This is a genomic window from Paracoccus maritimus (assembly GCF_025195095.1).
Classification (GTDB): Bacteria; Pseudomonadota; Alphaproteobacteria; order Rhodobacterales; family Rhodobacteraceae; genus Paracoccus; species Paracoccus maritimus.
Genome location: NZ_JANAVZ010000005.1, coordinates 162608 through 188629, shown reverse-complemented (window position 1 = coordinate 188629; position 26022 = coordinate 162608). Strand labels below are relative to the sequence as shown.

Annotated in this window: 27 protein-coding genes, 1 tRNA gene and 1 other RNA gene; 4 read left to right on the top strand and 25 right to left on the bottom strand. The window is 64.4% G+C overall.

The window, feature by feature from the left end; genetic code table 11:
* Positions 1-17 precede the first annotated feature (17 nt).
* From MU516_RS10650 to gatC, 11 genes are all read right to left on the bottom strand, one after another.
* On the bottom strand, positions 18-572 hold the full coding sequence (locus tag MU516_RS10650) for a nucleotidyltransferase family protein (RefSeq protein WP_260277199.1): 555 nt from the start codon (positions 570-572) through the stop codon (positions 18-20).
* A complete protein-coding gene (locus MU516_RS10645; RefSeq protein WP_260277198.1) occupies positions 569-1402 on the bottom strand; it encodes an XdhC family protein in 834 nt (277 codons plus the stop codon). The genes MU516_RS10650 and MU516_RS10645 overlap by 4 nt, the downstream gene beginning before the upstream one ends.
* Complete coding sequence (locus tag MU516_RS10640; RefSeq protein WP_260277197.1) at positions 1390-2004, bottom strand: hypothetical protein; 615 nt, start codon at positions 2002-2004, stop codon at positions 1390-1392. Before MU516_RS10640 ends, MU516_RS10645 begins: the two co-directional genes overlap by 13 nt.
* A complete protein-coding gene (locus MU516_RS10635; RefSeq protein WP_260277196.1) occupies positions 2001-4238 on the bottom strand; it encodes a xanthine dehydrogenase family protein molybdopterin-binding subunit in 2238 nt (745 codons plus the stop codon). The genes MU516_RS10640 and MU516_RS10635 overlap by 4 nt, the downstream gene beginning before the upstream one ends.
* Positions 4238-4696, bottom strand: a complete 459-nt coding sequence (locus MU516_RS10630) for a (2Fe-2S)-binding protein (RefSeq protein ID WP_260277195.1) — start codon at positions 4694-4696, stop codon at positions 4238-4240. The genes MU516_RS10635 and MU516_RS10630 overlap by 1 nt, the downstream gene beginning before the upstream one ends.
* 121 nt (positions 4697-4817) lie before the next feature.
* The gene (gene rpmG, locus MU516_RS10625; protein WP_022707377.1) at positions 4818-4985 is read right to left on the bottom strand and encodes a 50S ribosomal protein L33; all 168 of its coding nucleotides are present in this window, start codon (positions 4983-4985) and stop codon (positions 4818-4820) included.
* A 149-nt stretch (positions 4986-5134) separates the two neighbouring features.
* An RNA gene (gene rnpB / locus MU516_RS10620) (RNase P RNA component class A) lies at positions 5135-5515 on the bottom strand.
* Between the two features lie 101 nt (positions 5516-5616).
* The gene (locus tag MU516_RS10615; protein WP_345780856.1) at positions 5617-6255 is read right to left on the bottom strand and encodes an N-acetylmuramoyl-L-alanine amidase; all 639 of its coding nucleotides are present in this window, start codon (positions 6253-6255) and stop codon (positions 5617-5619) included.
* A complete protein-coding gene (locus tag MU516_RS10610; RefSeq protein ID WP_260277193.1) occupies positions 6252-6827 on the bottom strand; it encodes a hypothetical protein in 576 nt (191 codons plus the stop codon). Before MU516_RS10610 ends, MU516_RS10615 begins: the two co-directional genes overlap by 4 nt.
* A gap of 34 nt (positions 6828-6861) precedes the next feature.
* On the bottom strand, positions 6862-8346 hold the full coding sequence (gene gatA / locus MU516_RS10605; RefSeq protein WP_260277192.1) for an Asp-tRNA(Asn)/Glu-tRNA(Gln) amidotransferase subunit GatA: 1485 nt from the start codon (positions 8344-8346) through the stop codon (positions 6862-6864).
* Positions 8343-8630, bottom strand: a complete 288-nt coding sequence (gene gatC / locus MU516_RS10600; RefSeq protein WP_209056635.1) for an Asp-tRNA(Asn)/Glu-tRNA(Gln) amidotransferase subunit GatC — start codon at positions 8628-8630, stop codon at positions 8343-8345. The genes gatA and gatC overlap by 4 nt, the downstream gene beginning before the upstream one ends.
* 79 nt (positions 8631-8709) lie before the next feature.
* Here gatC and MU516_RS10595 point away from each other — a divergent pair, with 79 nt between their 5' ends.
* On the top strand, positions 8710-9657 hold the full coding sequence (locus tag MU516_RS10595) for an AEC family transporter (RefSeq protein ID WP_260277191.1): 948 nt from the start codon (positions 8710-8712) through the stop codon (positions 9655-9657).
* 124 nt (positions 9658-9781) lie between these two features.
* Positions 9782-9856 (top strand) — tRNA-Glu (locus tag MU516_RS10590).
* Positions 9857-9969: 113 nt separating this feature from the next.
* Here the strand turns inward: MU516_RS10590 and ftsY are convergent.
* The 6 genes from ftsY to MU516_RS10560 all read right to left on the bottom strand — a co-directional run bounded on the left by ftsY (position 9970) and on the right by MU516_RS10560 (position 16701).
* Positions 9970-11046 (bottom strand): signal recognition particle-docking protein FtsY, encoded by a 1077-nt coding sequence (gene ftsY / locus MU516_RS10585; RefSeq protein ID WP_260277190.1) that lies wholly within the window; start codon positions 11044-11046, stop codon positions 9970-9972.
* A 115-nt stretch (positions 11047-11161) separates the two neighbouring features.
* A complete protein-coding gene (gene pgi, locus MU516_RS10580; protein ID WP_260277189.1) occupies positions 11162-12772 on the bottom strand; it encodes a glucose-6-phosphate isomerase in 1611 nt (536 codons plus the stop codon).
* A 10-nt stretch (positions 12773-12782) separates the two neighbouring features.
* Entirely contained in the window at positions 12783-13454 is a 672-nt protein-coding gene (pgl, locus tag MU516_RS10575) for a 6-phosphogluconolactonase (protein WP_260277316.1), read from the bottom strand.
* A 2-nt stretch (positions 13455-13456) separates the two neighbouring features.
* Positions 13457-14908, bottom strand: coding sequence for a glucose-6-phosphate dehydrogenase (gene zwf, locus MU516_RS10570; protein ID WP_260277188.1), 1452 nt, complete (start codon positions 14906-14908; stop codon positions 13457-13459).
* Positions 14909-14968: 60 nt separating this feature from the next.
* Positions 14969-15508, bottom strand: a complete 540-nt coding sequence (locus MU516_RS10565; RefSeq protein ID WP_260277187.1) for an RSP_2648 family PIN domain-containing protein — start codon at positions 15506-15508, stop codon at positions 14969-14971.
* Positions 15505-16701: an RSP_2647 family RNA methyltransferase gene (locus tag MU516_RS10560; RefSeq protein WP_260277186.1), complete on the bottom strand. Its 1197-nt coding sequence runs from the start codon at positions 16699-16701 to the stop codon at positions 15505-15507. The genes MU516_RS10565 and MU516_RS10560 overlap by 4 nt, the downstream gene beginning before the upstream one ends.
* Before the next feature lie 163 nt (positions 16702-16864).
* On the opposite strand from MU516_RS10560, the gene edd reads away from it, so the two are divergent.
* Entirely contained in the window at positions 16865-18667 is a 1803-nt protein-coding gene (gene edd / locus MU516_RS10555) for a phosphogluconate dehydratase (RefSeq protein ID WP_260277185.1), read from the top strand.
* Here edd and MU516_RS10550 read toward each other — a convergent pair.
* Both MU516_RS10550 and MU516_RS10545 read right to left on the bottom strand, forming a co-directional pair.
* The gene (locus MU516_RS10550) at positions 18664-20004 is read right to left on the bottom strand and encodes a tetratricopeptide repeat protein (RefSeq protein WP_260277184.1); all 1341 of its coding nucleotides are present in this window, start codon (positions 20002-20004) and stop codon (positions 18664-18666) included. The genes edd and MU516_RS10550 overlap by 4 nt on opposite strands.
* A 321-nt stretch (positions 20005-20325) precedes the next feature.
* Positions 20326-21189, bottom strand: a complete 864-nt coding sequence (locus MU516_RS10545; RefSeq protein ID WP_260277183.1) for a LysR family transcriptional regulator — start codon at positions 21187-21189, stop codon at positions 20326-20328.
* Between the two features lie 137 nt (positions 21190-21326).
* Here MU516_RS10545 and MU516_RS10540 point away from each other — a divergent pair, with 137 nt between their 5' ends.
* The gene (locus MU516_RS10540; protein ID WP_260277182.1) at positions 21327-21557 is read left to right on the top strand and encodes a DUF1127 domain-containing protein; all 231 of its coding nucleotides are present in this window, start codon (positions 21327-21329) and stop codon (positions 21555-21557) included.
* A gap of 44 nt (positions 21558-21601) precedes the next feature.
* Here MU516_RS10540 and MU516_RS10535 read toward each other — a convergent pair whose 3' ends face one another.
* The 6 genes from MU516_RS10535 to MU516_RS10510 form a co-directional block, all read right to left on the bottom strand.
* Entirely contained in the window at positions 21602-22066 is a 465-nt protein-coding gene (locus MU516_RS10535; protein WP_260277181.1) for an arsenate-mycothiol transferase ArsC, read from the bottom strand.
* Positions 22067-22070: 4 nt separating this feature from the next.
* On the bottom strand, positions 22071-22553 hold the full coding sequence (locus MU516_RS10530; RefSeq protein ID WP_209056645.1) for a UPF0262 family protein: 483 nt from the start codon (positions 22551-22553) through the stop codon (positions 22071-22073).
* The gene (gene hisD, locus MU516_RS10525; RefSeq protein ID WP_260277180.1) at positions 22550-23863 is read right to left on the bottom strand and encodes a histidinol dehydrogenase; all 1314 of its coding nucleotides are present in this window, start codon (positions 23861-23863) and stop codon (positions 22550-22552) included. The genes MU516_RS10530 and hisD overlap by 4 nt, the downstream gene beginning before the upstream one ends.
* A 158-nt stretch (positions 23864-24021) precedes the next feature.
* A complete protein-coding gene (locus MU516_RS10520) occupies positions 24022-24498 on the bottom strand; it encodes a DUF2948 family protein (protein ID WP_260277179.1) in 477 nt (158 codons plus the stop codon).
* Positions 24495-25772 carry a UDP-N-acetylglucosamine 1-carboxyvinyltransferase gene (gene murA, locus MU516_RS10515; protein ID WP_260277178.1) on the bottom strand — a complete coding sequence of 426 codons (1278 nt, stop codon included), beginning with the start codon at positions 25770-25772 and terminating at the stop codon, positions 24495-24497. Before murA ends, MU516_RS10520 begins: the two co-directional genes overlap by 4 nt.
* Complete coding sequence (locus MU516_RS10510; RefSeq protein WP_260277177.1) at positions 25773-25943, bottom strand: hypothetical protein; 171 nt, start codon at positions 25941-25943, stop codon at positions 25773-25775.
* Between the last annotated feature and the right edge of the window lie 79 nt (positions 25944-26022).

Below are 26022 nucleotides of genomic sequence, written 5' to 3'. Positions count from 1 at the left end.
CGCAAGGGGTAGCCTGTTCAGGCTGCCCCTTCTTGATTGGCCAGATCATCGGGCGTGTCGATATCGACAAGACATCCGGGCACCGACACAAGCGCACCGGCCGGAAGGTCACGGATCAGCTGTCCGGCACCGCGATCGCCGGTCAGCCTGCCCAGCCGGTCAAGCCAGCTTGACGGAAAACACGCGGGCGGCATCGGCCGGCCGCCGTCGCGGCTTGCGGCGGGACAGTCATCCGTGGTCGCATCAAGGATACGGTCCAGATGACGACTGTCGATGAAAGGCATGTCGGCCAACGCGATCAGCAGCCGATCGGGGCGCCGCAATGCCGCCAGACCGGCGCGAAGACTGTCGGATTGCGTGCCGGGCACGATCCGCAGGACCTTGAACCCCTCAAGATGCGGCACCAAGGCGGGGTTGGCGATCACGGCCAGACGCTGGTCCAGCGCCGTGTCTCGCATCGCCTGGGCGGCATATGCGATCAGGGGTTTGTCCCGCAGCGATGCCAGCAGCTTGTCGTCGGCACCGAAGCGGTGCGAAGCCCCGGCGGCCAGCAACAGCCCGGCGCGGATCATCCGAATTCCTGTTCATAGGCGGCAAGGATTTCGGTCAGGACCGAGGCGGCCAGCAGTTTCGGTTCGCGCACGGGTGCGACGACCCCGATCGGCCCACGCAGCCGGACCAGTTGCGCCTCGGTCAGCCCCGCCTCTCGCAATGCCGCCAGACGGGCAAGCTGGGCGCGGCGCGATCCCAGCGCACCAACATAGAACGCAGGTGATTGCAGTGCCGCCTTCAAGGGGGCCAGTTCACGGTCATGATCGTGAAACAGGGTGACAACGGCGGTATGCTGATCGATGGGCATCGCCTGCGCGCCAAGCTGACAGTCCAGCCCAAGGCCGCGCAGCATTCCTGCCAATGCCTCGGCCTCGTCGCCATTGCCGTGGATATGCACGGCACAAGGGGGCGGAAGGGTAAGATGAAAGCCCGACCCCCGCAGCCCGTGCCGGCCTGAGGTCTCGCGGGCTGCACGCCCGGTGGTCAGATCCATGGTCCATTGACCGGGCGCGCGGGCGCGTCGGTCATTCATGACATAATTCAACCAGTCGGGGTCGGGATTGCGGATCAAAGCGATCTCGACGGTGCCGCCACAGGGCAAGGGCAGGTCGACCGGGCCGCCGACCCCATAGATCAGCCGCTTGACCGGATCGGCCCCCTCCAGATGGGCGGCAATGTCTGCATCAATACACCCTGCCCCCAGACGACCGATGCGGCTGCCGTCCGGCCACAGCGCCATGGCGGCGCCGGGGCGACGCGGAAACCCGCCTTCAGCCCGGATCAGCAGGGCCAGCGCGCCACCCGGCCGCACCGCAAGCGCAACGAATGGGTCGGTGATCATTCCGGACATGGTTGCCCCGCTGCGCCCCATTTCAGGACGTCGTCAATATGGGATTGCAGATCACCGGGCGCGGGCTGACGCGCGCCGCCCGGCGCGAACCCCCACGCAACAAAACCACCATGGGCAGCATCATCGCGAAGATGTTCGGCCAGCTGGATCCAGTCGCGACCTCCATTGCGGGCGGGATCCGACATCTGCGCGCAGATCTGGGCACTGCTTTGGCCGAACCAGATCATATCGACCGGCGCCAACTGCCAGTCGATCATTGCGGCGGGCGCGTCGTTCGGCCCGTTTGCCGGCGCAGACGAGGTGACGTGGCAGGTGGCGCAGGGCAGTGTCTCGGCCCCGATCCGGCTGTCACCCGCGTCGATATTCATGCCGTGCGGCCCGGTCTGAGGATATTCGGGGCCGGACCACATCGGGATATTGTCCGCGCCGACATGGCAATTCGCGCATCGTGGATGCGAGACCACGGCATGAACACGATCCCACGCGGCCAGCCCGTCCTCGCGGCTGACCGACCCTTCCTGCGGCGGTGCCACGACTGATGTCGTGACCTCGGCCCCGGCGGGCAAGACAAGCGATAACATGACAAGCGCGGCGCGGATCATGCGAAACGAACTTTCCGCGACAATGGCAGTTCCCGAATGCGCTGGCCGGTCGCCGCGAAAATCGCATTGGCCAAGGCCGGCGCGGCAGGCGGCACACCGGGTTCGCCCAGCCCACGCAGGGGTCCGTTTTCCAGCAGACGGACTGTGATTTCGGGTGCCTGGTGCAGGCGCATCGCCTGATAGGCATGAAAGTTCGTTTGTTCGGGCACATGATCGCGGTAGGTCAGTTCGCAGTTCATCGCGTGACCCAGACCGAACAGCATCCCGCCGGACAGCTGTGCCTCGGCGTTCACCGGATCAAGCACCGTTCCGATATCGGCGACCGCGAAAGCGCGCGTTATCCGCAGCCCCTTCGGTGTATCCGCGACATCGACGACCTGGGCGCATGGCACGCCGAAGGACAGGCAGAACGCGACCCCTCTGCCGCGTCCCTGCCCTGCCGCGCGGCCAGTCCACGCCGAGATTTCGCGCAACTCGTTCAGCACACGGCGTGACACATCGTGATTACACAAGTCGATCAGGCCCTGCAGCGGATCAAGCTCGGCAGCCGCGAAAAGCTCGTCCAGAAAGCTCCCATGCAGAAACCCGTTGCCGGATGCCCCGACCGAGCGCCAGCTGCTGACCGGAAAAACCTCATTCGCACGATAGCCGGTGACGCGATAATTCGGGATCGCCAAGGGCTGATCGCCTGCACCTGCCGTGATCGTTGCGTCAGGTCCCGGCAGGGCGCGCCAGACGCGACCGAACCACGATGTCGTGACGGACGGCGTGGCGATGGCCAGATCAAGTGCCTCGATCCGCCCATTCGCGACCCGGCCCAGGCCACGCGCGATCTGCGCCGGGCGCGGCTGGTCATGGGCGAAATCCTCCTCGCGCGACCAGATCATCTTTACCGGACGGCCAGGCACCGATTGCGCGATCTGGACCGCTTGCAGGATGAAATCCAGTTCCAGCCGCCGGCCGAAACTGCCGCCGATCATCTGGTTGTGAACCTTAATACCGTCTTCGCCAAGCCCGGTCAGCGCGGCCACCTTCGCGACGACGAAATCGGGGATCTGCGTGCCGGTCCAGATCTCGCACTGGCTGTCGGAGATGCGGACGGTGGCATTCATCGGCTCCAGGGGCGCGTGGGCAAGGAACGGAACACGATACTCGGCCTCAATCACGGCTCCCGCCGCCAAGGCGTTCTCGACGTCACCCGTGTCACGGGGTCGGCTGTCGATCTGCGCCGCGTCCAGCGCCGCTGTCAGACTGTCCCAGACCGCCTGCTGATCGCCGGGAAGATCCGAAAACGCCCAGTCGATGGTGATCTCCTGCAGTGCCTGCATGGCACGCCACGTATTGTCGGCGACCACGGCGATTCCATCCCTGATCGGGACGACCGAATGAACGCCGCGCATCCCCTTGGCAGCCGCCGCCTCGACCTTCGCGACGCTCGCGCCCCTCGGCGCGGCTCTGACCGATGCATAAAGCATCCCGTCGAAAGCAAGATCGATGCCGTATCGCTGGGTGCCGGTGGATTTCGCCACGATATCGGCCCGCTGGACGGGCTTGCCCAGTATCCGCCATTGCGAGGGTGCGCGCAGCACGACATCCTGCACCGGCGCGATGGACGCCGCTTCGGCGGCCAGTTCGGTATAGGGAATGCGCTGGCCATCGGGCAGGATGACGTTTCCGTCGCCGCTGCGAAGATCGGCGCGGGACAGACCCTCGCGCATCGCCGCGGCCTGTTTCAGTGTCTCGCGCGCGACTGCCCCGGCACGCCGCAGTTTCTCGAACCCGTCCGGCACCGATGATGAGCCGCCGGTGATCTGCAGCCCCAGCAGGCGTGCCGGCACGTCCGACCCGGCCCGCAGCGTCTGCGCAAGCCAGCCGGTATCGGTCGGATCGACGGGCAGATTTTCCTGCAGCAGCGCGGTGTTGTAATAGGTCTTGCTGACAGGGCCGGGCTCGATGCGCGCGCCGGCCGGGTCGATATCCAGTTCATCGGCGATCAGCGCTGCCTGAATCCAGCGCGCGCCCTGCCCCTTGTCCGCGCGTGGCGCGATGAGCGTGATGCCCGAACCGTCGATCAGGACATAAGGGTTCAACGCCTCGGTGCCGGGCGGCAGGCCCTTCGCGAACGGATCGGGCAGCGGGCGGGTATAGCGCCACGCACCGAATGCCACACCGCCCGCGATCGCGACCGATCCGACCAGAAAGCCGCGTCGCGCGATGCGTCCCGCCCGCGACATCAGCCTGTCGCCAGACGGCGCGCGGCATCGTGGATCGCAGCGCGAATGCGGGGATAGGTGGCACAGCGGCAAAGATTGGCCGACATGATGCGGTCAATCTGCTGATCATCGGGTTCGCCCTGCAGGGCCAGCATCGCGGCGGCGGACATGATCTGGCCCGATTGGCAGTAACCGCATTGCGCGACCTGATGATCTATCCACGCCTGCTGGACCGGGTGCGGTGCGTCGGGCGTGCCGAGACCTTCGATGGTCGTGACCTCGCCGCCAACATCCGCCAGCGCAATCTGGCACGACCTGACCGCCATGCCATCGATATGGACCGTGCACGCCCCGCATTGGGCAATGCCGCAGCCATATTTCGTGCCGGTCAGCCCCAAGATATCGCGCAGCACCCAAAGCAGCGGCATCCCGGCTTCGGCGTCGATCTGGTGGCGTTGCCCGTTGACGGTCAGTTCCATGATCGCAAGCTAGGCAACCCGCAGGGCCATCGCAAGACGGCTGCGATGCGCCGGACCCGAAAACGACGAAAAGGCCGCTGCCAGATGGCGCGGCCCTGCAATCCGTCAAGACAGGCAGATCTTACTTGATCTTGCCTTCCTTGTATTCGACATGCTGACGCACGACGGGATCGTATTTGCGAACCGTCATCTTTTCGGTCATCGTCCGTGCGTTCTTCTTGGTCACATAGAAGTGACCCGTGCCGGCCGTCGAGTTCAGCCGGATCTTGATGGTCGTCGGCTTCGCCATGGTCTTCGCTCCTGCTTCGGGGAAGTCGCAGCATGCGAGACCCCGTGGAATTCGTTGGAACCCGCCTTCTATCCGCGAGGCCTATAGAGTCAACCGTGAATCGCTGAAAATATCGGCGATTCACGGTCTGCATGGCTGCCATGCAGTTGTCGCGCGGAGGACCTGTAAGCCGGATTCTGTGTCCCCGGCATTCTGCCGGGGCGATGACCATTCCTCTGGCCCGGCCGTTACCGACCGGATCAAGCTGCCTACCCGGACCTGCTGGGGCAAGGCGGCCCTGCGGGGTTGCCCCCGCGCGCGGTCCCTATTCGGCATTGCTCCCGGTGGGGCTTGCCATGCGGGCACTGTTGCCAGCCCCCCGGTGGGCTCTTACCCCACCGTTTCACCCTTGCCGCTGCGGACAGCGGCGGTCTGTTCTCTGTGGCGCTTTCCCTGGGGTTGCCCCCGCCGGGCGTTACCCGGCACCGTCGCCTCATGGAGTCCGGACTTTCCTCGACGGCTTTCACCGCCGCGGCCATCCGGCCCTCCGCGCGAGGCCGATATGGCGCGCGCGGCAGCCGCGGTCAATGGGGCGTGGCCCCGTCACGCAAGATGCACCGCTTGCCATGGGGTGTTTTCGAAAGAAGAAAGGTCAGACCGTGACAATCGCGGCGGCGCAGCGCCGGTCTTCGGCGGTCTCGGGCCCGCGCGCCCATGGCCGAAACCGCAGGCGGAACGCCGCAAGGCGAATTTCTGGATCGCAGCGAGGATAGCCGATCCTGTCGAGGCTGTCAGACAGAGGCCGTGCCGCCGCATCCGGCCCCGGCCAAGTCGCATGCCCCTGAAGGGCCAGCCGTTCCCAGTCGAACCGCGGGCCGGGATCGGATTTTCGACCGGGTGCCATGTCCGAATGCCCGATGACCGCATCCGCATCGATCTGCCAGCGCGACCGGATCGCGTCCAGCAGATCAACCAGCGCGTCCATCTGTGCCGCCGTAAAGGGCCGGTCGCCGGGATTGACGATCTCGATGCCGATGCTGCGGGAATTGACGTCGTCGCGGCCCTGCCAGGTTCCAGCGCCGGCATGCCAGGCGCGTCTGTCCTCGGGGACCAGCGATTCGACGGTGCCGTCCTCGTCGATCAGCCAGTGCGCGCTGACCTCGGACGAAGGATCACACAGGCGGTCACGCGCGGATGCCGCATCCGCCATGCCGGTATAGTGCAGCACGACCATCTCAGGGCGCTGACCCCTGCGATCGCCGTGATTCGGACTGAGACCTGTCGATGTCAAAGCTGCGATTGGCGGAAGGGTGCAGGATCCCAGCCGCACACGAAGCCGTCACCGTCCGGGTCCATGCCGCGCGGATCCTGACGCGGACCGCCCGCGGCAAGGAATGCCGTCTGTGCATCGTCCTTGCTGGCAAACCCCGCGCAGGCGCGCGCGGCCTGAGCGGCGGACGCGCCCGATCGACCGTAGATCGCCGTTCCCGGAGCATGGTCAGCCGCAAAGGCGTAGCGGACCAGAACCGGCGTCGTGCCGGGATAAGGTCCGCTGGATGTGGTCGGCAGCATCGCCTTGGGGGCGATCTGCGTCGGCGCCGCCGCGCTGCGTCGCGCGCCAACGCCCATCGTGGCGGGCACCGGCACAGGCGATTGCCCGGCGATATCCTCGGGGGTCGGCGCCTTGGCCGGCAACGTGATCGGGATGGTCTGCGGCGCGCTTTGATCGGTGGTCAGGGCAACCTCGCGCGCGACCCGGTATTCACCATAGCGGGAGGCGCCGAACTGATAGTTCGGATTCCAGCCCAAATGCTCGCCACAGCCGGCCAGCGCCAGCACCGAAATCACCACCCAGCCGCGCATATTGCCTCCGCCAACCGTTCCATTTTCTGGGAAGCTACCACCAGCGCTGCGGCTTGGCCACAAATCCCGCAGAGCGTTCCAGAACCAGCGCCTGATTCAGCAGCTCGCCCTCTTCGAAGGGTCTGCCGATCAGTTGCAGCCCCAGCGGCAGGCCCTGCTTGTCCTGCCCGACCGGGACCGAGATGCCCGGCAGACCGGCAAGGTTCAACGTGACGGTGAACACGTCCTGAAGATACATCGCGACCGGGTCCGAATTGTCCATCGCCCCCAAGGCGAAAGCAGCCGATGGCGTTGTCGGCGCCAGGATCGCGTCGATGCCGTCCGCATAGGCCGTGTCGAAATCGCGCTTGATCAGCGCACGAACCTTGCGGGCGCGGTTGTAATAGGCGTCATAGAAGCCTGCCGACAGCACATAGGTGCCGATCATGATGCGGCGCTGCACTTCGGGGCCGAAACCCTCGGCGCGGGTCTTTTCATACATCTCGACGATACCGTCGCCATGCCCCAGCCGGGCGCGGCGGCCATAGCGCACGCCGTCATAGCGCGCGAGGTTCGAGGAAGCCTCGGCAGGCGCGATCACATAATAGGCAGGCAGCGCGTATTTCGTGTGCGGCAGGCTGATATCGACGATCTCGGCCCCGGCATTGCGCAGCATGTCGGCACCCTTGTCCCACAGCGCGGCGATATCGTCGGGCATGCCGTCGATGCGGTATTCCCGCGGAATGCCGATCTTCTTGCCGCGGATGTCGCCGGTCAGCAACGATTCGTAGTCCGGCACCGGCAGGTCAGCGCTGGTCGAATCCTGGGGATCGACAGATGCCATGGCGCCCAGCATGATCGCCGCGTCGCGCACCGTCTTGGTCATCGGTCCTGCCTGATCCAGCGAACTGGCATAGGCGATCACGCCCCAGCGACTGACACGGCCATAGGTCGGGCGCAGGCCGACCGTGCCGGTGAACGCCGCAGGCTGACGGATCGATCCGCCGGTATCGGTACCGGTCGCACCAAGGCACAGATCCGCAGCCACGGCGGCGGCCGATCCGCCCGACGATCCGCCCGGCGTCAATTCCTGTCCATCGGCCGCTTTCCACGGGTTCACCGCGCGGCCATAGCAGCTGGCCTCGTTGGTCGACCCCATGGCGAATTCGTCCATGTTCAGCTTGCCCAGCATCACCGCGCCGGCATTCCACAGATTCTGGGTGACGGTGGATTCGTATTCGGGGGTGAAGCCCTCCAGAATCCGGCTTGCCGCCTGGCTTGGTACGCCCTTGACACAGAATACATCCTTGATGCCGACTGGGATGCCGGTCATCGCGACCGCATCGCCCGCCCTGATCCGCGCATCCGCCGCGCGGGCCATCTCCATGGCCTTTTCGGGCGTGCCGTGAACAAATGCGTTCAGCGGCCCCGATGCCCCGATCGCCCCAAGACAGGCCTCGGTCAGTTCGACCGATGTCACCTCGCCGCCGGAAAGGGCGTCCCGCGCGTCGGCAATGGTCAGTGTGTTCAGGTCGCTCATTCCACCACCTTCGGCACGGCAAAGAACCCCTCTCGGGCGTCGGGCGCGTTCGCCAGGATCTTGTCAGGCATCCCGCCCGTCGTCACCACGTCTTCGCGCCGTTTCAACCGCATCGGAATCACTCCCGTCATCGGCTCGACGCCCTCGACATCGACCTCGTTCAGCTGCTCCATGAATTGCAGGATTCCGCTCAGTTCGCGCGCCAGCGCCGGCAGCGCCTCATCCTCGACCGCGATGCGCGCCAGATGCGCGACCTTGCGGGCCTCGTCCTCGGTGATCGACATGGCTTTCCCTTTCGTTCAGCGGCGGTTTACAAGCCAGCGACAAAGGCTGCAAGAAGCCCGCTGATCCGCAAGGAACATCATGCAAGCTGCCCTATCGATCCTTCCCGTGATTGCGCTGGTCGCCTTGGGACATGCCGCGCGGCGCTGGAACCTGATCGCCCTGCAGAACTGGCCCGGCATCGAACAGCTTGGGTTCCGCATCCTGTTCCCGGCAATCCTGCTGACTTCGATCTACCGGTCGGAACTGACCATCGGTGCGTTGGGTCAGTACCTGCTGACGCTGGTGATCGCCTTCGGCACCACCGGCGCGCTGGCATTGGCCCTGCGGCGACCTTTACGATTGAACAATCCGCGCACCAGTTCGATGTTCCAGGGCGCGATGCGCTTCAATTCGCTGCTGATCCTTGCGGTCGCGGCACAGGGTCTGGGACCGCGTGCCCTCAGCGATCTGGCGGTGGCCTTTGCGTTCCTGATCCCTGCTTTCAATATTGCGGCGATCGTCTCGCTGACGCTGTTTCCGCCCGAGGACGCCTCTCGCCCGCGCACGACCGGCCCGCAGGTCGTGGGTCGCATCGGTGCCGAGGTTCTGCGCAACCCGCTGGTGCTGTCCTGCGTCGCAGGGCTGGCGCTGAATCTCAGCGGCATCCAGCTTGCGCCATGGATCATCGCGCCTCTGGACTGGCTGGGTCAGGGGGCGCTGGCCGTGGGCCTGCTGACGGTGGGTGCGGGGATCCAGATCCGGCGCCTGTGGCAAAGCGACCCGGCCATGTGGATCGGCGTCGCGATGCGGCTGCTGCTGTGTCCGGCTCTGTTCCTGGGGATCGCGAGTCTGATGGAGCTGCCCGGCGACCAGCTTGCCTCGGGCCTTCTGGCAACGGCGGCGCCCGGCGCCCCGGTTGGCTATATCCTTGCGCGGCAGATGGGCGGCGACGCGGAATTCTATGCCGACATGTTCACCTGGCAGACGGTTCTTTCGGCGCTGACCCTGCCCTTGTGGCTTGTTCTTGCAGGTCCGCTGAGCGGTTAGAAACACCACGGCCAGCAGGCCCGAAAAAATTCGCCGGGGCGTCCAAAATTCCCCTTGCGCCTATCGGCCGCTTTGCCTAAACACCGCTCCACGCCGCCGGGTCGCCCGGAAGCGCTCAGAAAGTGGCCCGTTCGTCTATCGGTTAGGACGCCAGGTTTTCAACCTGGAAAGAGGGGTTCGATTCCCCTACGGGCTGCCACTTCCCTTGCAGATCAGATAATTGGCGTGCTTGCGCGGAATGCGTGCGTGGCATCTGCATGTGATGGCGAACGCGCGTTTCCGGACGCGCATCCGGCCGCCGCGAATTATCGGCTACAGGCCGACAAGCGCGCGCGCGAACTCTTCCGCGTCGAATGCATCCAGGTCGTCGATCTGTTCGCCCACGCCGATCGCATGGATCGGCAGGCCGAACCTGTCGGCCAGAGCGACCAGCACGCCACCGCGCGCCGTGCCGTCCAACTTGGTCATCACAAGCCCCGAGACATCGGCCAGCTTGCGGAATGTCTCGACCTGGCTCAGCGCGTTCTGCCCCGTCGTCGCGTCCAGCACCAGAAGCGTGTTGTGCGGCGCCGAGGGGTCTTTCTTGCGGATCACGCGGACGATCTTAGCCAGTTCTTCCATCAGATCCTGACGGTTCTGCAGTCGCCCTGCCGTGTCGATCATCAGAAGATCCGCGCCTTCGGCCTCGGCCCTCGTCATCGCGTCGAAGGCGAGGCTGGCAGGATCGGATCCCTGCGCGGCCACCATGACCGGCACGCCCGCGCGCTGACCCCAGACCTGCAGCTGCTCGACCGCGGCCGCACGGAACGTATCGCCCGCCGCGATCACAACATTCTTGCCAGCCGCCTTGAACTGGCTTGCCAGCTTGCCGATCGTGGTGGTCTTGCCGGACCCGTTCACACCGACAACCAGCACTACCTGCGGCTTTCTGGGATACAGAGGCAAAGGCTTGGCCACCGGCGTCATAATTCGCGCAATCTCGGCTGCCAGCAGCTGCTTCAGCTCGGTCGAGGAAACCCGCCGGCCCATCCGGCCTTCGGCGATGTTGGCCGTCACCCGCAACGCAGTCTCGACGCCCAGATCGGTCTGGACCAGCATATCCTCCAACTCTTCCAGCATCTCGTCGTCCAGCGCCCGGCGCGGCTGTTCGGCCGCTGCCGCGTCGCCGCGTCCGAACAGCCGTCCGACCAGACCGGACGATTGCTGCGGCGCAGGTTGGTCGGGCGCAGGAGGTGGGGAAGGCTCGGCTGGTGCCGGCGCCTTATTGTCGGCGGGCACAACTGCCCGATCATCCGCAGGTGCGCCGTCGCCGACGATATCGTCCAGCCCCTCGCCGATTTTCGAGGATGAGCGGGTCAGCCGCTCGCGCAGTTTCGTGAAGAACGACATGTCCGCATCCTTTTCCTGCGCGCGAACCTAGTCGGTCTTGCCGCCAAGGAAAAGCCGCCAGCGGCTATCCGGACCGCCGAAGGGCCCCTGTCGCACATCGCGCATCGGCCGCGGCCTAGCCGCGCATCGACCTGAACAGTCCTGCAAGATGCTGGGTCGATGGATCGTGGCCGGGCGCAGCCTCGCCCTTCAACAAAGGCTCGACCTTCAGCGCCAGTTCCTTGCCCAGCTCGACACCCCACTGGTCGAAACTGTTGATCCCCAGGATCACACCTTCGACGAAGACCCGATGTTCATAAAGCGCAACGATCTGTCCCAGCGCAAAGGGCGTAAGCTGCGGGATCAGAAGGGTTGTCGAGGGACGGTTGCCGGGGAACACCCGGTGCCGCGCCTGCCGATCCAGCTCAGCGCCCTCCAACCCCTTTGCCTGCATCAAGGCCCGCGCCTCGTCCAGCGTTCGACCGCGCATCAGCGCCTCGGACTGGGCGAGACAGTTGGCGGCCAGCAGGATGTGGTGATGGGCCAATTCGTCCTCGTGTCCGCGCGCGGCCAGAATGAACTCGCACGGCACCGGCATCGTGCCCTGATGGATCAGCTGATAGAAAGCATGCTGTCCGTTGGTCCCCGGCTCGCCCCACACGACGGGGCCGGAAACGGTGGACAGATCGCTGCCGTCCATCGCCACGCGCTTGCCGTTCGATTCCATCTCTAGCTGCTGCAGATAGGCGGGCAGCCGAATCAGGCGATTGTCGTAAGGCAGGACCGCACGGGTCGGATAGCCGCAGACCTGATGGTGCCAGATGCCGACCAGCGCCAGCAGCACCGGCAGGTTTTCGGCCAGCGGCGCGCCGCGGAAATGCGCGTCCATCGCAGCGCCACCGGCAAGAAAACGGTCGAAATCTTCGGGACCAACAGCAATCATCAGTGACAGGCCGATCGGCCCCCACATCGAATAGCGTCCGCCCACCCAGTCCTCGAAACCGAAGACGCGAGATTCGTCGATGCCGAAAGCGGCAGTCTTGTCGATGGCGGAAGACAGCGCCGCGAACTGCGCCGCCGGCGCGGACACCGTCTTCGCCATCCACTCGCGGGCGGTTCGGGCGTTGGTCATCGTCTCGATGGTCGTGAAGGTCTTGGACGCGACGATCACCAATGTCGTTTCGGGGTTCAGCCCGGTCAAAGTGTCGGCGATGTCGGCTCCGTCCACGTTGCTGACGAAATGCGCCCGGGGCCCGTCGTGATAGGGCGCCAGCGCAAGCGTCGCCATGAACGGACCCAGATCCGAACCACCGATGCCGATATTCACGATATCGGTGATCTTGCCGCCCTGCCCCCGATACGCGCCCGAACGCACATCGCGCGCAAACGCCGACATCCGCTTATGGGTCGCGCGCACGCCGGGCATCACATCCTGACCGTCAACGACGACGCTGCCCGACAGGTTGCGCAGGGCCGTGTGCAGGACCGCGCGACCCTCGGTTTCATTGATCCTTTCGCCGGTGAACATCGCCTCGCGACGTTCCTCGATCCGCGCATCTTGGGCCAGTTCCAGCAGCAGGCCGCGCGCATCCGCATCGATCATCGTCTTCGAATAATCAAAGACCAGTTCATCAGCTTCCACGCAGAAATCGCGCGGGCGGGCGGGATCGGCATCGAACAGATCGTCGATCCGTGCTGTGTCCTGCGCAGCGCGGTGAGCCTTGAGGCGGGTCCAGATATCGTTCATCTCAATCCTCTCATTCCGCCCAGTGGACGGTCGCCTGATCCAGAAACGCCCGGATCGGCGCGTCGATCGGTTCCATTTTCTGCGCCCGTTCCAGCGCCTCGCGCTTTTCGGGGCCCATGATCAACAGATGCGTGTGGATCGCATTCGACAGTACCGGTCGGGTCAGGGTGATGCGCGGTTCGTCAGCGCCTTCGGCGCGGATCGCCATCACCGGCGGCGCGGTGGCCGACAAAGCCTCGGCCAAATGGTCGGCGCCAGGAAACAGGCTGGCGGTGTGCATGTCATTGCCCATCCCCAGCAAAATGACCGTGATCGGCAGATAGGGGCTCAGCATCCCCGACAGCATGTCGGTCGCGTCATCAGGCTGTCCGTCGCCGGTATAAAGGTCAATGTAGTTCGCGTCCTGCGCACGATCCTTCAGCAGATGCCTGCGCAACAACCGACTGTTCGAGCGCTTGTGATCACCATCTACCCAGCGTTCGTCGCCCAGAAACACCGTCACGCGGCCCCAGTCGATATCGGTGCCGCTGAGCGTTTCGAAGACCTGCGTAGGCGAGGTGCCGCCCGGCACGCACAGGCTTGCCCGCTCATTGCTGCGCAGATGCTGCGCAAGCTGCGATGCCATCCGGTCTGCCAGTGACAGCGCCAGCATGTCCCTATCGGGATACTCAACAAAATCCATGCTCATGACCTGATCTCCCTCCAGCGCCGGTTGTCGCGATGCATCAGGCGCAGCGCCTCTTCAGGGCCGGACGAACCCGCATCGTAGGGCTCGGGAAGGCGCTTGCTGTCTTCCCACGCCTCGATGATCGGGTCTGTCCAGGCCCAAGCGGCCTCGACCTCGTCGCCGCGCATGAACAGCGTCTGATTGCCGCGGATGACATCCATGATCAGCCGTTCATAGGCATCCGGCATGTCGGCCCCCTCGGCCCCCAGCGCGTCCGCGAAGGACATGTCCAGCGGCACCTGCACCAACCGCATCCCCCCCGGACCCGGCTCTTTGATCATCACCTTCAGGTTCATACCCTCATTGGGTTGCAGGCGGATGACAAGTTCATTGGCCTTTGGTGCCCCGGTGTCGTCGAAGATCGAATGCGGCGGCTCCTTGAAGGTGATCGCGATCTCGCTGGTGCGCGCGCGCAGCTTCTTGCCGGTGCGCAGATAGAAGGGCGTGCCCTGCCAGCGCCAGTTCGAGATACGGACCTTCATCGCGACATAGCTTTCGGTCCGCGAATCGGGGTTTTCGCTGTCCTCAAGATATCCGGTCGATTTGCCGTCGGCCTGATACTGGCCACGCACGATATCGCCTGGCTCCAGGGCCTCCAGCGCCCGGATCACTTTCAGCTTTTCATCGCGCACGGCATTGGGGTCAAAGTGATAGGGCGGCTCCATCGCAATCAGGCAGAGAAGCTGCATCATGTGGTTCTGGACCATGTCCCGGATCGCACCGGACTTGTCGTAATAGCTGCCCCGGCCGGCCACGCCGACCGTCTCGGCCACGGTGATCTGCACGTGATCGACATACTGTGCGTTCCACAGCGGTTCGAACAGCACATTGGCGAAGCGGACGGCCATCAGGTTCTGGACCGTTTCCTTGCCCAGATAATGGTCAATCCGATAAACCTGCTGTTCGTTGAAATGCTGTGCCAGCATCTGGTTCAGCGCGCGGGCCGAGGCCAGATCGCGACCGAACGGCTTCTCGACCACAACGCGGCTTTCATCGTCGGCGATGCCGTGGCTGGCCAGACGTTCGGCCAGATCGCCGAACAGCGATGGCGCGACCGAGAAATAGAATGCGTGCACCGCACCGTCGCGCATCCGGGATTTCAACTCTTGCCAGCCTCCGTCACCCTTTGCGTCGATGGCGACATAGCCCAGCAATTGCAAGAATTGCACAAGCCGCGGATCGTTCTTCTTGACGCCCGCGAACTCGACAATGGCCTTGCCCGCCTCGTCGCGGAACTGGTCGTCGTCCTGCTGCGTGCGGGCAGCGCCGATGATCCGAGATGTTTCGGGAATCTGCCCTGCCACGAATCGCCGGAACAGGCCCGGCAGGATCTTGCGGTGGGCCAGATCGCCCGTGGCACCGAAGATCACAAGATCGAAATCATCGACCGGAATGACGCGAGAGACCATGCTGTCCTCCTTACGGTTGGCTTGAGCCATATCTCTTGTTAGCGTTAACAGCAATCTGCTTCAACCTTTCAGTGCGCGGGCAAGCCTTGGCAGGCGGCTGCGTTTCAGCATCCCCGCGACATTCATCTGCCCGCCCATCCTTTCTGCCTTCTCATGCGCCTGCCGCACCGTGGTGGCGACTGCCTGCGGATTATCCGCATGAAGCGACAGAAGAAATGCATCGGGATGGATCGCGCGAAGTCCCAGCGACCCCATGATCCCGCGCGGAAAATCCCGCAGATTGGCGGTCACGATTTGGTCCGCGCCACCGGCAAGTGTCGCTTCGATCACATGCCTATCGGCGGGATCGGGAAGGTTCAGGTCGATCACACGGTTGCCGTCATCGGGCATCTCGGCGTTGGGAAAGCGGTCGCGCAGCAGCGCGATCTCGGCCCCTGCGATGGCCGCCTGATCGGCGCCAAGCCGTGCCGCCGCGTGACGCCATTCGGCCAGTATCCGCGGCGACCACAGCGGCACGAACAGCCCTGCCGCGGCGAGGGCGATCAGGATCTCGCGCAGGATCGTCGGGAACAGCACGTTGGCGTCCAGAACCGCTTTCATCCATCCAGCCGGAAGAACAGCGATTTAAGATAACCGGTTTCCGCCAATTGCGGCAGCGTCGGATGATCCGGACCAGCCTGTCCGGTGTGGATCAGCACACCGCGCCGCCCGCCCCGGCCAATCCCGCGCGCACTGACATTGCGGAACTGCGTCAGATCGGCCGCATGCGAACAACTGCACAGCACCAGATATCCACCAGGCGCAACCAGCGGCGCGGCCAGCTTTGCGACCCTTTCATAGGCCCGCAGCCCGGCATCCAACGCCTGTTTCGACGGTGCGAAGGCCGGCGGGTCGCACACCACAAGACCGAATTTGCGACCGTCCGCGGCCATCTGCTCCATGGCCTTGAACGCGTCCGCCTGTACCGTCTCCAGCCGGTCTGCGGCGCCCATCGCCCGCGCGCCCCCGACCGCAAGCTGCAAGGCCGGGGCACTGCCATCGACACAGGTCGCGCGGTCTGCGCCAGCGGCCAGCGCGGCAAGGCCGAACCCACCGACATGGCTGAATACATCCAGCATCTCGACGCCCGTTGCCAGGCGCTGCGCGAAGGCGTGGTTGGGCCGCTGATCGAAGAACAGCCCGGTTTTCTGCCCGCCCATCAGATCGGCCAGATAGGTCGCGCCATTCATCGTGACAGAAATCGGCGCCTCGGGGGCGGTGCCCCGCAGCACTTCCATCCGCTCGGCCAGGCCTTCCAGTCCGCGCGCCCTGCCTTGCCCGTTCAGAATGACAGTTTCGACTTTCGTGACCGCAATCAGGGCCTCGGCGATACGGTCTGCCATTGCATCGGTCCATGCCGCGTTGGGCTGGATCACCGCAGTATCGCCGAAACGGTCAATGACCAGCCCCGGCAGACCGTCGGCCTCGGCATGGATCAACCGATAGAACGGCACATCATATAGACGTTCGCGCAACGCCAGCGCACGCGACAGGCGACCGGCGATCCACGCCTCATCGATGCAGGCCGCCGGATCGCCATCCATGACCCGCGCGACGATTTTCGATTCCGGATTGACCGTGACCAAGGCAAGCGCCCTGCGCTCGGCGTCCTCAAGCACGGCGAATCCACCCGGATCCAGCGCGCGCGTGCGTCGGTCAAGCACCACCTCGTCGGCGAAGACCCATGGAAATCCGTGACGGATTGCCTGCGGCCTTGATTTCGGGCGCAGACGAATGACGGGAAGCTCGTGCATGGCATGGGTCCTTTCGCGTCCTGATCTGACATGCTGCCCCTGCCTGCACAAGCGCCAGACGCACCCATGTCGATCGGCTGGCTACACGAAACGGCAAGACGCAACGGTTGAACTGTTATCGCTAACGGCCTATAGTGACCACAAAGCCAGAGGAGGCCGCCAGATGACCCTTCATTCCAGCATCGACCGCGTGACCGACCGTATCAGAGAGCGTTCGCGCAACACGCGTGACAGCTATCTGAAAAAAATCGCCCGCGCCGCCGAAGACGGGCCGCGCCGCGCGCATCTGTCCTGTGGCAACCAGGCTCACGCCTATGCGGCGATGGACGACAAGGATGACATGGCGACGACCCGTAAGCCGAATATCGGGATCGTCACCGCCTATAACGACATGCTGTCGGCGCATCAGCCCTATGAGCGATTCCCCGACCTGATCCGTCGTGCGGGACACGCGGCAGGCGCGACGGTTCAGGTCGCGGGCGGCGTGCCCGCGATGTGCGACGGCGTGACGCAGGGACGTCCGGGTATGGAGTTGTCGCTGTTCTCGCGCGACGTGATCGCGCTGGCCGCTGGCGTGGCGCTGTCGCATGACTGCTTCGATTCGGCGCTTTACCTTGGCGTCTGTGACAAGATCGTTCCGGGGCTGGTCATCGCCGCCGCGACCTTCGGTCATGTCCCGGCGGTTTTCATTCCGGCCGGACCGATGCCTTCGGGCCTGCCCAATGACGAGAAAAGCAAGGTACGCCAACAGTTTGCCGCCGGCGAGGTGGGGCGCGACGCGCTGATGGCGGCAGAGATGGCATCCTATCATTCGCCAGGCACCTGCACCTTCTACGGCACCGCGAACAGCAACCAGATGTTGATGGAGTTCATGGGGCTGCATCTTCCGGGGTCCAGCTTCGTGAATCCCAACACCCCCCTGCGCGAGGCCCTGACCGTGGCGGGCGTCGAACGTGCAGCCGCGATCACCCGGCTTGGCAACGATTATCTTCCCGCTGGCGACGTTCTGGATGAAAAGGCCTTCGTCAACGGGATCGTCGGACTGATGGCAACCGGCGGTTCGACCAATCTGGTCATGCATCTGCCCGCGATGGCCCGCGCCGCGGGCGTGCTGCTGGATATCGAGGATTTCCACGATATTTCTGAATCCGTGCCGCTGATGGCGCGGGTCTATCCGAACGGGCTTGCCGATGTGAACCATTTCCACGCCGCCGGCGGTCTGGGCTACATGATCGGGCAGCTTCTGGAAGCCGGGCTGATGCACCAGGATGTGAAGACGATCAACGGCACCGGCATGGACGGATATACCGCCGAGCCTAGGCTGGACGGCGAACGCATCCGCTGGGAAGCCGGCTCGACCGATACGCTGAACGACAGGATCCTGCGTCCTGTCAGCGACCCGTTCGCCCGCACCGGCGGACTGAAGCAGCTTGACGGAAATCTTGGCCGGGGCGTCATCAAGATCAGTGCGGTTGCCGAAGAGCGCCATGTGATCGAGGCCAAGGCTCGCATTTTCAGCGATCAGGAGCAGGTCAAGACCGCCTTCCGGGCCGGAGAGTTCACCGAAGACACGATCGTCGTGGTCCGTTTTCAGGGGCCGCGCGCCAATGGGATGCCTGAACTGCATTCGCTGACGCCCACGCTGGCGGTCCTGCAGGATCGCGGCCTGAAGGTCGCGCTGGTTACGGATGGTCGCATGTCGGGCGCGTCGGGCAAGGTGCCTGCCGCCATCCATATCTCGCCCGAGGCATCGACCGGTGGCCCGCTGGCCCGCGTCCGTGACGGCGATCTCATCAGGCTGGACGCCACGATGGGCACGATCGATTGCCTGGCCGAGGATTTCGACACCCGCAAGCCCGTCGCCTTCGACCCGGCATCCAGCAGCGAAGGCATGGGCCGCGAAATGTTCGCGGCATTCCGCGCAGTGGCAGGGCCGGCAACCGAAGGCGCTGGGGTGGTCGTCTAGCCGGCGCGCAGATCCGCCAGGGCAAGGGATGCCTCGCCATCGGACGGGTCCAGCGCCACAAGCTGTTCGCAGGCATGCAGCGCGCGATCATTCAGCTCGGCCCGGCGACAAAGCTCGACGATCCGCTTCAACTGGCGCGGACGGTCGGTGACCGGAAAAAGCTTGACCGCGCCTTCGGCAACCGAGATCGCCTCTTCGATCCGCCCCTGAGACTGCAGGAAATGCGACAATGCATTGGCGACCACGCGGCTACGCCCGTTCTTCTCGGTAAGCCGGTCTTGAAGCATGCGTTCCGAAGTCGCAATATCGCCAAGCGTCTTGTGGGTCCGCGCCAAACCCACCAGCAAGTGATCGTTGTCGGGATAGTGGGCGACCGCTTCCTGATAAGTTTGGCACAATCGTTCCATGTCACCCTGCGCGCGCAATCGACGAACGGCGAATTCGAAGTATCGCCGGTCTGTGCAGCCCACACCGGCGAGACGGGCGATGATCGGATCCAGTTCCTCTTCATCGCGAAACTGCATCACCATGCGTGCAAAATTCAGCAGACCACCCTCACGCGCCGCGGGGTCAGCCAGCACCTCCTCCATCTGCCGCATGGCCAGAACGGCGCGGCGGTGATCAGGCTCGAAGGCGAAGTTGGGCGGATAATCATTGTCGCCCAGCTCAAGGATCAGGCCATCTCCGAAGGCGGCCATTCCCAGAACTTGTCTGGCAAATTCGTGGATCGGCGCGTCGGGATAACGGACCGCGATCTCGCGATGATCGATCTGCACGAACAGGTCGTGTATCAGCCCAAGATCGTCCGGCCATCCTTCGACAAACAGGACACCGGTGTCGTAGGCCGCACTGATGGCCTTGGACAGATCCGCGGCCGAGTGGATGTCGGCACCGCGCAGCCGCGGCACGGCCGCGTCCGCGGCGGACCGCGCAAGGATTGCACGATGCGTACAGGCGGTTGGCCCGGCGCCGTCCGCACCTCCCTTGTGCACCACGACGATATTGTGAAATCGCTCTAGCGACACGACATCGCCTGCCGAGCCGGAGGCAAGACGTTGCAGCCATTCCGCGAAGAACCCGACACTGTTCGGCTGGCGCAGTTGCAGCGAGCCTCCGAGCCGGGGAATGAACGCGGTCTGGACATCCTCGACGATATAAACGCCTTGCTGCTTAAGCCGGGGATACAGCATTCCGAAGGTTTCGACGACATGTTCGTTGCGATGACTGCCGTCGTCCAGAATGATATCGAAGGGGCCCCTTTCCCTCACCACCGTTTCGAGAAACGCGGAATCGATCTGGCTGCCTTGCATGATGCTGACCCGCGGGCCCAGATCCATTGTCTTCTTCTGGATATCGATCCCGGTAATCTGCGCTTCGGGAAAATAGTCCCGCCATACCTCGAGCGACTAGCCGCCGCGGTTCTCGTCACCATAGCCTCCGACCCCGATCTCGAGCATGCTGAGGCGCTGGCCCCGCCGCGCAGACAGAAGGTCGTGCTAATTAGGCGTATAGTCGTGATAGCCGAACTTGTCGGTCCCATAGAGGATCGCAAGGCGCGAAAGCGGATCTATCATAAGCACTCCAGATCATTCTCTTCACCAGCATGCCCTCAGCTTCCGCCAGATGAAAGACGGGGAATTGTCGCCGCCGCTTGCCCGTCAGGCTGCGGCGGCAACCTCGCACACGGCGCGGCGCAGGTAGCCTGCGAAATCGGCAGCCAGGCATCGCGCCGGACCGTCCGCGACATAGACATTCAACCAGGTCGGCGGCAGCGGGGGCAAAGCGCCGCCGTGATCGATCGCCTCGAGGCCCGGATGCGCAATGCCGCGCGGCAGGATCGTAATGCCCAGATCAGCGGCGGCCAGCACCCGCCAGGTATCCTTGCCGCCGTCGCTGACAGTCTGCAGCCATTCGATCCCCGCCTTGTCCAGCGCCGCCAGCCCGACCGGGGTATAGGCGCATTGCGGCGAATTCGCGATCGGCAGGGGACGTTGCATCCAGACCTTTCCGCCCACCGCGCCTACCCAGGCCAGATCCAGCTTGGCAAGATGGATCGCACCCGGAGGCGCCTCGAATTCGGTGGTCAGGATCACATCATGATCGCCGCGCTTCATCTCGACCCGCAAATCCTTGCTGCGTCCATCATTTATGATCAGGTCGATTCCCGCGTTATCCTGACGAAAGGCGCGCACGGCCTGCGCCACCCGGTTGAACAGCCAGTCGCTGGTCAGGCCCACGCGCAGACGCCCCTCGGGGCGCCGTCCGGTAAAGCGCGCCATGATCGCGTCGTTCAGCGCGACCAGCTTGCGCGCTTCCAACAGCAACTCGGTGGCGAAGTCCGACAGCACCACGCCACGCCCCTGCTTGACCAGCATCGCCTGATCGAACACGTCCTCTAGGCGCTTCATCTGCATCGACAGCGCGCTTTGCGTCATGTTCAACGCCTCGGCCGCGCGAGTGACCGCCCCGTATTCTGCGACGGCCTGAAGTGACCGCAGCGTCGCGATGTCCAGATTTCGCATAGTTCAATTCCCCTGATGCATCAGATCAAAACCATTCGTTTCAAAAATACACGAGAATGATCTATATATCAACTATCCGCAGCAATCATGCGGACACCATCACTTTTCGTGATGGTTCAGATCACCGGAGTTGAACAATGGCACAGAAATCCCATGCAATGCTGCGTGTCTTGACAGGACGCGGCATCATCCCCCGCCCGACCTGGCTGGAACGGCTGTTGACGGCATTCGACAAGCGTCCGGTCGATATCGAACTGAGCAGCCTCAGCGATCAGATGCTGGACGATATCGGCGTTACGCGCGCCGAAGTGGAAGCCGAGATGCGACGCCCCGCGTGGGACGCGCCGCTGCATTGGCGCCGGGCCTGACTCTGATCCCGCCATCGCTGCCCGATCGCCGTCTTCGTGCGACCCTAGGCTGCTGTGGCTGGCGCACCGAATCTTTCGATCATCTTGGACCGGATCTGGTCGCGTGTCTGCCGATACGCGGCCAGCTTCGCCTCGCGCCCCTCGGCAAGCCCGGTCGGATCCATGATCGGCCAGTACTCCACGTCCAGATGAAACAGTCGCGTCATCTCCAGCGCAAGGCGCTGGCTGGCGGGTGAAAGGGCGACGATCAGGTCGAAACCGCCCAGATCGTCGCCCCAGTCCTGCATCTCTTCGAAACTGCGACTGCGGTGGTTTTCCAGCTGCACCCCGATCTCGTCGCAGACCGCTACCGCGAATCCATCTATCTCCATGTCGTTCTTGACGCCTGCCGATTGCACATAGGCAGCGCGTCCATAGAACTTCTTCATCATCCCCTCGGCCATGGGCGAGCGGATGGCGTTGTGATCGCAGCAGAACAGAATCGAGTGGGGAATCTTGTCCTGCGGCATCGGGTCAGGCCTGCTGCGGTATCAACGCACAAATCAGCGTAAACAGGCGTCGCGCCGTGTCTATATCCAGCTCGGCCTTGCCCTCAAGACGCTCCTGCAGGGTACGGGCACCTTCGTTGTGGATCCCGCGCCGGGCCATGTCGATCGCCTCAATCTGGGCGGGGGGAAGCTTTTTCACCGCATCGAAATAGCTTTGGCAGATCTGGAAATAGTCCTTCACCACCTGCCGGAAAGGCCCAAGTGACAGGTGAAATTCCGCCACCTTCTCGGCCGCTTCGGTTGAGACGTCAAAGACCAGGCGCCCCTCGCGGATCCCCAGGTCCAGAACAAACGGCCCTTCGGGAACCGGCTGGCCATCGCGTCCCGGTATCCGGAAGCTGTTGTCCTCGATCAGGTCGAAGACCGCGACACGGCGTTCCTGCTCCATCTCGGGCGTGGCGGGTGGGATTGCGGAATCGTCGATCTCGACGCGGATCAGGCGGCTCATTCCGTTCCCCCTTCATTCAGACGGGCCAATCGCGCCTCGACGGACGCTCCATGGGCCTGCAAACCTTCGGATGCCGCAAGTCGCATCGCCGCGGGTCCGATCGCGGCAAGCGCGCCGGGCGTCAGATGCGCCATCGTTGTTCGCTTCAGGAAATCCAGAACCGACAACCCGGACGAAAATCGCGCGGATCGCGCCGTCGGCAGGACATGATTGGGACCGCTGACATAGTCACCGACAGCCTCGGGCGTATAGGCCCCCAGAAAGATCGCGCCGGCATGGACGCAGTCGCGGGCCAGCGCCTCGGGATCGTCGACGCACAGTTCCAGATGCTCTGGCGCCACGCGGTTCGACAAGGCCGCTGCTTCCGCCAGATCTCGCGCGACAATGATCGTGCCATAGTCGCGCCAGCTTGCTGCGGCGATGGCTGAGCGTGGCAGGTCCGGCAGGATCCGATCCACCGCCTTCGCGACCTCGTCCGCCAGGCCTGCGTCTGTGGTAACGAGGATGGATTGGGCATCGGCATCATGTTCGGCCTGTGCCAACAGATCCAGTGCCAGCCAGTCAGGGTTCTGCGCGCCCTCGGCGATGACCAGCACCTCGGAAGGCCCGGCGATCATGTCGATGCCCACGCGACCGAAAACCTGTCGCTTGGCCGCCGCCACATAGGCATTGCCAGGACCTGTGATCTTGTCCACCGGGGCGATCGTCGCCGTGCCATAGGCCATTGCCGCGACCGCCTGTGCGCCGCCGACACGATAGATCTCATCGACCCCTGCCAGCCGCGCGGCCAGCAGCACAAGCGGATTGACCACGCCATCGGGCGTCGGCACGCAGATCACCAACCGCTTGACCCCGGCCACCCGCGCGGGGATCGCGTTCATCAGCACCGACGAAGGATACGCCGCCTGCCCACCGGGAACATACAGGCCCGCCGCGCCCACCGGGGACCACCGCCAGCCAAGCGTCGCGCCCTCGGGATCGGTCCAGCTTGCATCTTCCGGCATCTGCCGCGCGTGATAGGCACGGATGCGTTCGGCCGCCAGCGACAGGGCGGCGCGATCCTCGGCCGACACGCGGGCGATAGTATCGTCAATTTCTTCGGCAGAGAAGCGCAACCGATCGGGCGTCAGATCAAGCCGGTCGAAACGAGCGGTCAGTTCACACAGCACCGCGTCGCCGCGCGCGCGGACATCCGCGATAATGGCGGCCACGACGTCGTTCACATCGGACGAATCCTCGCGCTTGGCCGACAGCATGGCCAAAAAGCGGGTTTCGAAATCGGGATCGGTGGTGTTCAGCGTGACCGGCATCTGGATTTCCTTGCAACCCGATCTTGTTAACGGCTCCGCCCGTCCGCCTCAAGGCGCAAGCAGAACCCGGAAATCAGAGTCGCGGAACCGAAATCCGGGCCCCGCCGTCAGACTGTTCGCGGTGCCGTGGATTACGAAGCCACGCGGCCAAGACCTGCTTAGTCGGGATGCACAGGCGCCTTGCCGGACGGCGCAAAATACGGGCGCGTCACGTCGCGCAGCTCGACATTGATACATTCCGCATCGGCCGCCAGCGTGCCATCGCCCGCGAAATCCAGCAGCAACCGTCCGGTGCCGTCCTGTCCCGGCCGCCAAGTCAGCGCCAGAAGCGCCAGCACCGTGTCGGCATCACGGTCGATGCCATCGCTTTGCAGCCGCTGGACATCGTTCACGATCAACAACGCCCGCACACGCTCGAAGGGGCGCCCCTCGGCGCGCGCCTGATCGGCGTCTTCCCAGCGGAACCGATTGACCAGCAGGGCCAGCCGGCGCGCCTTGGGGTCATAGCTGATCTCGCTGGCCGGCAGGATCGCGTCCTGCACCAACGTGGACATGATCTTCAGATCATCTTCGTCAACCGCCAGCAGGGCCAGCGGGCGGGGATCGGCATCACGAAACCGGGCATCCTCGGTCATGTCTGTTCCTCCTTCAGCCGCTCGACATGCGCACCCACGCCGCGCAGCTTGCGCACGACATGCTCGTATCCGCGGTCAAGATGATAGACCCGGCTGACGGTGGTCTGCCCCTCGGCGGCCATCCCGGCCAGGATCAGACTGACCGAGGCGCGCAGATCGGTCGCCATGACCGGTGCCCCGCGCAGCTTGTCCACCCCGGTGACGACTGCCTGGCCGCCATGCACATCGATCCGCGCCCCCATCCGCATCAGCTCGGGCGCATGCATGAAGCGATTCTCGAAGATCGTCTCCTCCAGCACGCTCTTGCCCTCGGCAAGGCACATCAATGCCATGAACTGTGCCTGCAGATCGGTCGGAAACCCCGGAAACGGCGCGGTGGTGACATCCACGCTGCGCACCCTGCCGTTGCGTCGCGCGACCTTCAGACCGCGCGAGGTTTCTTCGACACTGATTCCGGCTTCGTCCAGCTTTTCACAGAATGCCGCCAGCAGATCAATGCGCCCGCCCAGACACTCGACCTCGCCGCCACACATCGCCGGTGCCAACATATAGGTGCCCAGCTCGATCCGGTCGGTAACGACGGGATGGGTCGCGCCGCGCAGCGCCTGAACGCCCTCGATGGTGATCGTGCCCGTGCCCTCACCCTCGATCTGCGCCCCCATTGCCCGCAGACATTGCGCAAGATCGACGATCTCAGGTTCGCGGGCCGCATTCTTGAGAACCGTTGTGCCCCGTGCCAAGGTGGCGGCCATCAGCGCATTCTCGGTCGCGCCGACCGAAACCAGCGGAAACTCGAACACGGCCCCGCGCAAACCGCCCGACGGCGCCTTGGCGTGAACATAGCCGTCGCGCAGGTCCAGTTCGGCACCCATCGCCTCCAGCGCCCTCAGATGCAAATCCACCGGACGCGCGCCGATGGCGCAACCGCCGGGCAGCGACACCTCGGCCCTGCCATCGCGCGCAAGCATCGGACCCAGAACCAGGATCGAGGCCCGCATCTTGCGCACGATATCATAGTCCGCGCGATGACTGGCCAGATCGTGGCTGGACAGCGCCAGCACCTGACCGTCCTGCAGGCTGGCGACCTCGGCTCCAAGGCTTTGCAGCAATTCGGTCATTGTCCGGATATCAGACAGCCGGGGCGCATTGGTCAGCGTCAGCGGCTGGTCGGTCAGCAGGGTCGCCGGCATCAGGGCAAGGCACGCGTTCTTGGCGCCCGCAATTGGGATCTCGCCCTTCAAGGGGCCGTTCCCGTGAACGATGATCTGATCCATCTAGCTGTCGTCCTTGCCTGTATCCTCGCGCGGGGGCTGTTCTTCCGCCGTCGCCTGTTCGGCGCGCGCGCGTGCCTGCGCCTTGCGCCGCTGCAGGTTCGCACGCAGCGCCGCCCGCAGCCGCTGTTCACGCGTCTTGCCGTCGGAATTGTCGTTATTGCCACCGCTCATTCCGCCCTGTTAGCGCCGGTCGCGACCACAGTCCAGCAAAGCCCGCGCCAACCCGCGCGCTGATCCGCGAAAAATCGCC

What these genes read in the sequence shown, in the direction of transcription:
- MU516_RS10650 (WP_260277199.1), bottom strand. Translation starts at nt 572, where the DNA reads ATGATCCGCGCCGGGCTGTTGCTGGCCGCCGGGGCTTCGCACCGCTTC.
- MU516_RS10645 (WP_260277198.1), bottom strand. Translation starts at nt 1,402, where the DNA reads ATGTCCGGAATGATCACCGACCCATTCGTTGCGCTTGCGGTGCGGCCG.
- MU516_RS10640 (WP_260277197.1), bottom strand. Translation starts at nt 2,004, where the DNA reads ATGATCCGCGCCGCGCTTGTCATGTTATCGCTTGTCTTGCCCGCCGGG.
- MU516_RS10635 (WP_260277196.1), bottom strand. Translation starts at nt 4,238, where the DNA reads ATGTCGCGGGCGGGACGCATCGCGCGACGCGGCTTTCTGGTCGGATCG.
- MU516_RS10630 (WP_260277195.1), bottom strand. Translation starts at nt 4,696, where the DNA reads ATGGAACTGACCGTCAACGGGCAACGCCACCAGATCGACGCCGAAGCC.
- rpmG (WP_022707377.1), bottom strand. Translation starts at nt 4,985, where the DNA reads ATGGCGAAGCCGACGACCATCAAGATCCGGCTGAACTCGACGGCCGGC.
- MU516_RS10610 (WP_260277193.1), bottom strand. Translation starts at nt 6,827, where the DNA reads ATGCGCGGCTGGGTGGTGATTTCGGTGCTGGCGCTGGCCGGCTGTGGC.
- gatA (WP_260277192.1), bottom strand. Translation starts at nt 8,346, where the DNA reads ATGAGCGACCTGAACACACTGACCATTGCCGACGCGCGGGACGCCCTT.
- gatC (WP_209056635.1), bottom strand. Translation starts at nt 8,630, where the DNA reads ATGTCGATCACCGAGGACGAGGCCCGCAAGGTCGCGCATCTGGCGCGC.
- MU516_RS10595 (WP_260277191.1), top strand. Translation starts at nt 8,710, where the DNA reads ATGCAAGCTGCCCTATCGATCCTTCCCGTGATTGCGCTGGTCGCCTTG.
- ftsY (WP_260277190.1), bottom strand. Translation starts at nt 11,046, where the DNA reads ATGTCGTTCTTCACGAAACTGCGCGAGCGGCTGACCCGCTCATCCTCG.
- pgi (WP_260277189.1), bottom strand. Translation starts at nt 12,772, where the DNA reads ATGAACGATATCTGGACCCGCCTCAAGGCTCACCGCGCTGCGCAGGAC.
- pgl (WP_260277316.1), bottom strand. Translation starts at nt 13,454, where the DNA reads ATGGATTTTGTTGAGTATCCCGATAGGGACATGCTGGCGCTGTCACTG.
- zwf (WP_260277188.1), bottom strand. Translation starts at nt 14,908, where the DNA reads ATGGTCTCTCGCGTCATTCCGGTCGATGATTTCGATCTTGTGATCTTC.
- MU516_RS10565 (WP_260277187.1), bottom strand. Translation starts at nt 15,508, where the DNA reads ATGAAAGCGGTTCTGGACGCCAACGTGCTGTTCCCGACGATCCTGCGC.
- MU516_RS10560 (WP_260277186.1), bottom strand. Translation starts at nt 16,701, where the DNA reads ATGCACGAGCTTCCCGTCATTCGTCTGCGCCCGAAATCAAGGCCGCAG.
- edd (WP_260277185.1), top strand. Translation starts at nt 16,865, where the DNA reads ATGACCCTTCATTCCAGCATCGACCGCGTGACCGACCGTATCAGAGAG.
- MU516_RS10550 (WP_260277184.1), bottom strand. Translation starts at nt 20,004, where the DNA reads ATGGATCTGGGCCCGCGGGTCAGCATCATGCAAGGCAGCCAGATCGAT.
- MU516_RS10545 (WP_260277183.1), bottom strand. Translation starts at nt 21,189, where the DNA reads ATGCGAAATCTGGACATCGCGACGCTGCGGTCACTTCAGGCCGTCGCA.
- MU516_RS10540 (WP_260277182.1), top strand. Translation starts at nt 21,327, where the DNA reads ATGGCACAGAAATCCCATGCAATGCTGCGTGTCTTGACAGGACGCGGC.
- MU516_RS10535 (WP_260277181.1), bottom strand. Translation starts at nt 22,066, where the DNA reads ATGCCGCAGGACAAGATTCCCCACTCGATTCTGTTCTGCTGCGATCAC.
- MU516_RS10530 (WP_209056645.1), bottom strand. Translation starts at nt 22,553, where the DNA reads ATGAGCCGCCTGATCCGCGTCGAGATCGACGATTCCGCAATCCCACCC.
- hisD (WP_260277180.1), bottom strand. Translation starts at nt 23,863, where the DNA reads ATGCCGGTCACGCTGAACACCACCGATCCCGATTTCGAAACCCGCTTT.
- MU516_RS10520 (WP_260277179.1), bottom strand. Translation starts at nt 24,498, where the DNA reads ATGACCGAGGATGCCCGGTTTCGTGATGCCGATCCCCGCCCGCTGGCC.
- murA (WP_260277178.1), bottom strand. Translation starts at nt 25,772, where the DNA reads ATGGATCAGATCATCGTTCACGGGAACGGCCCCTTGAAGGGCGAGATC.
- MU516_RS10510 (WP_260277177.1), bottom strand. Translation starts at nt 25,943, where the DNA reads ATGAGCGGTGGCAATAACGACAATTCCGACGGCAAGACGCGTGAACAG.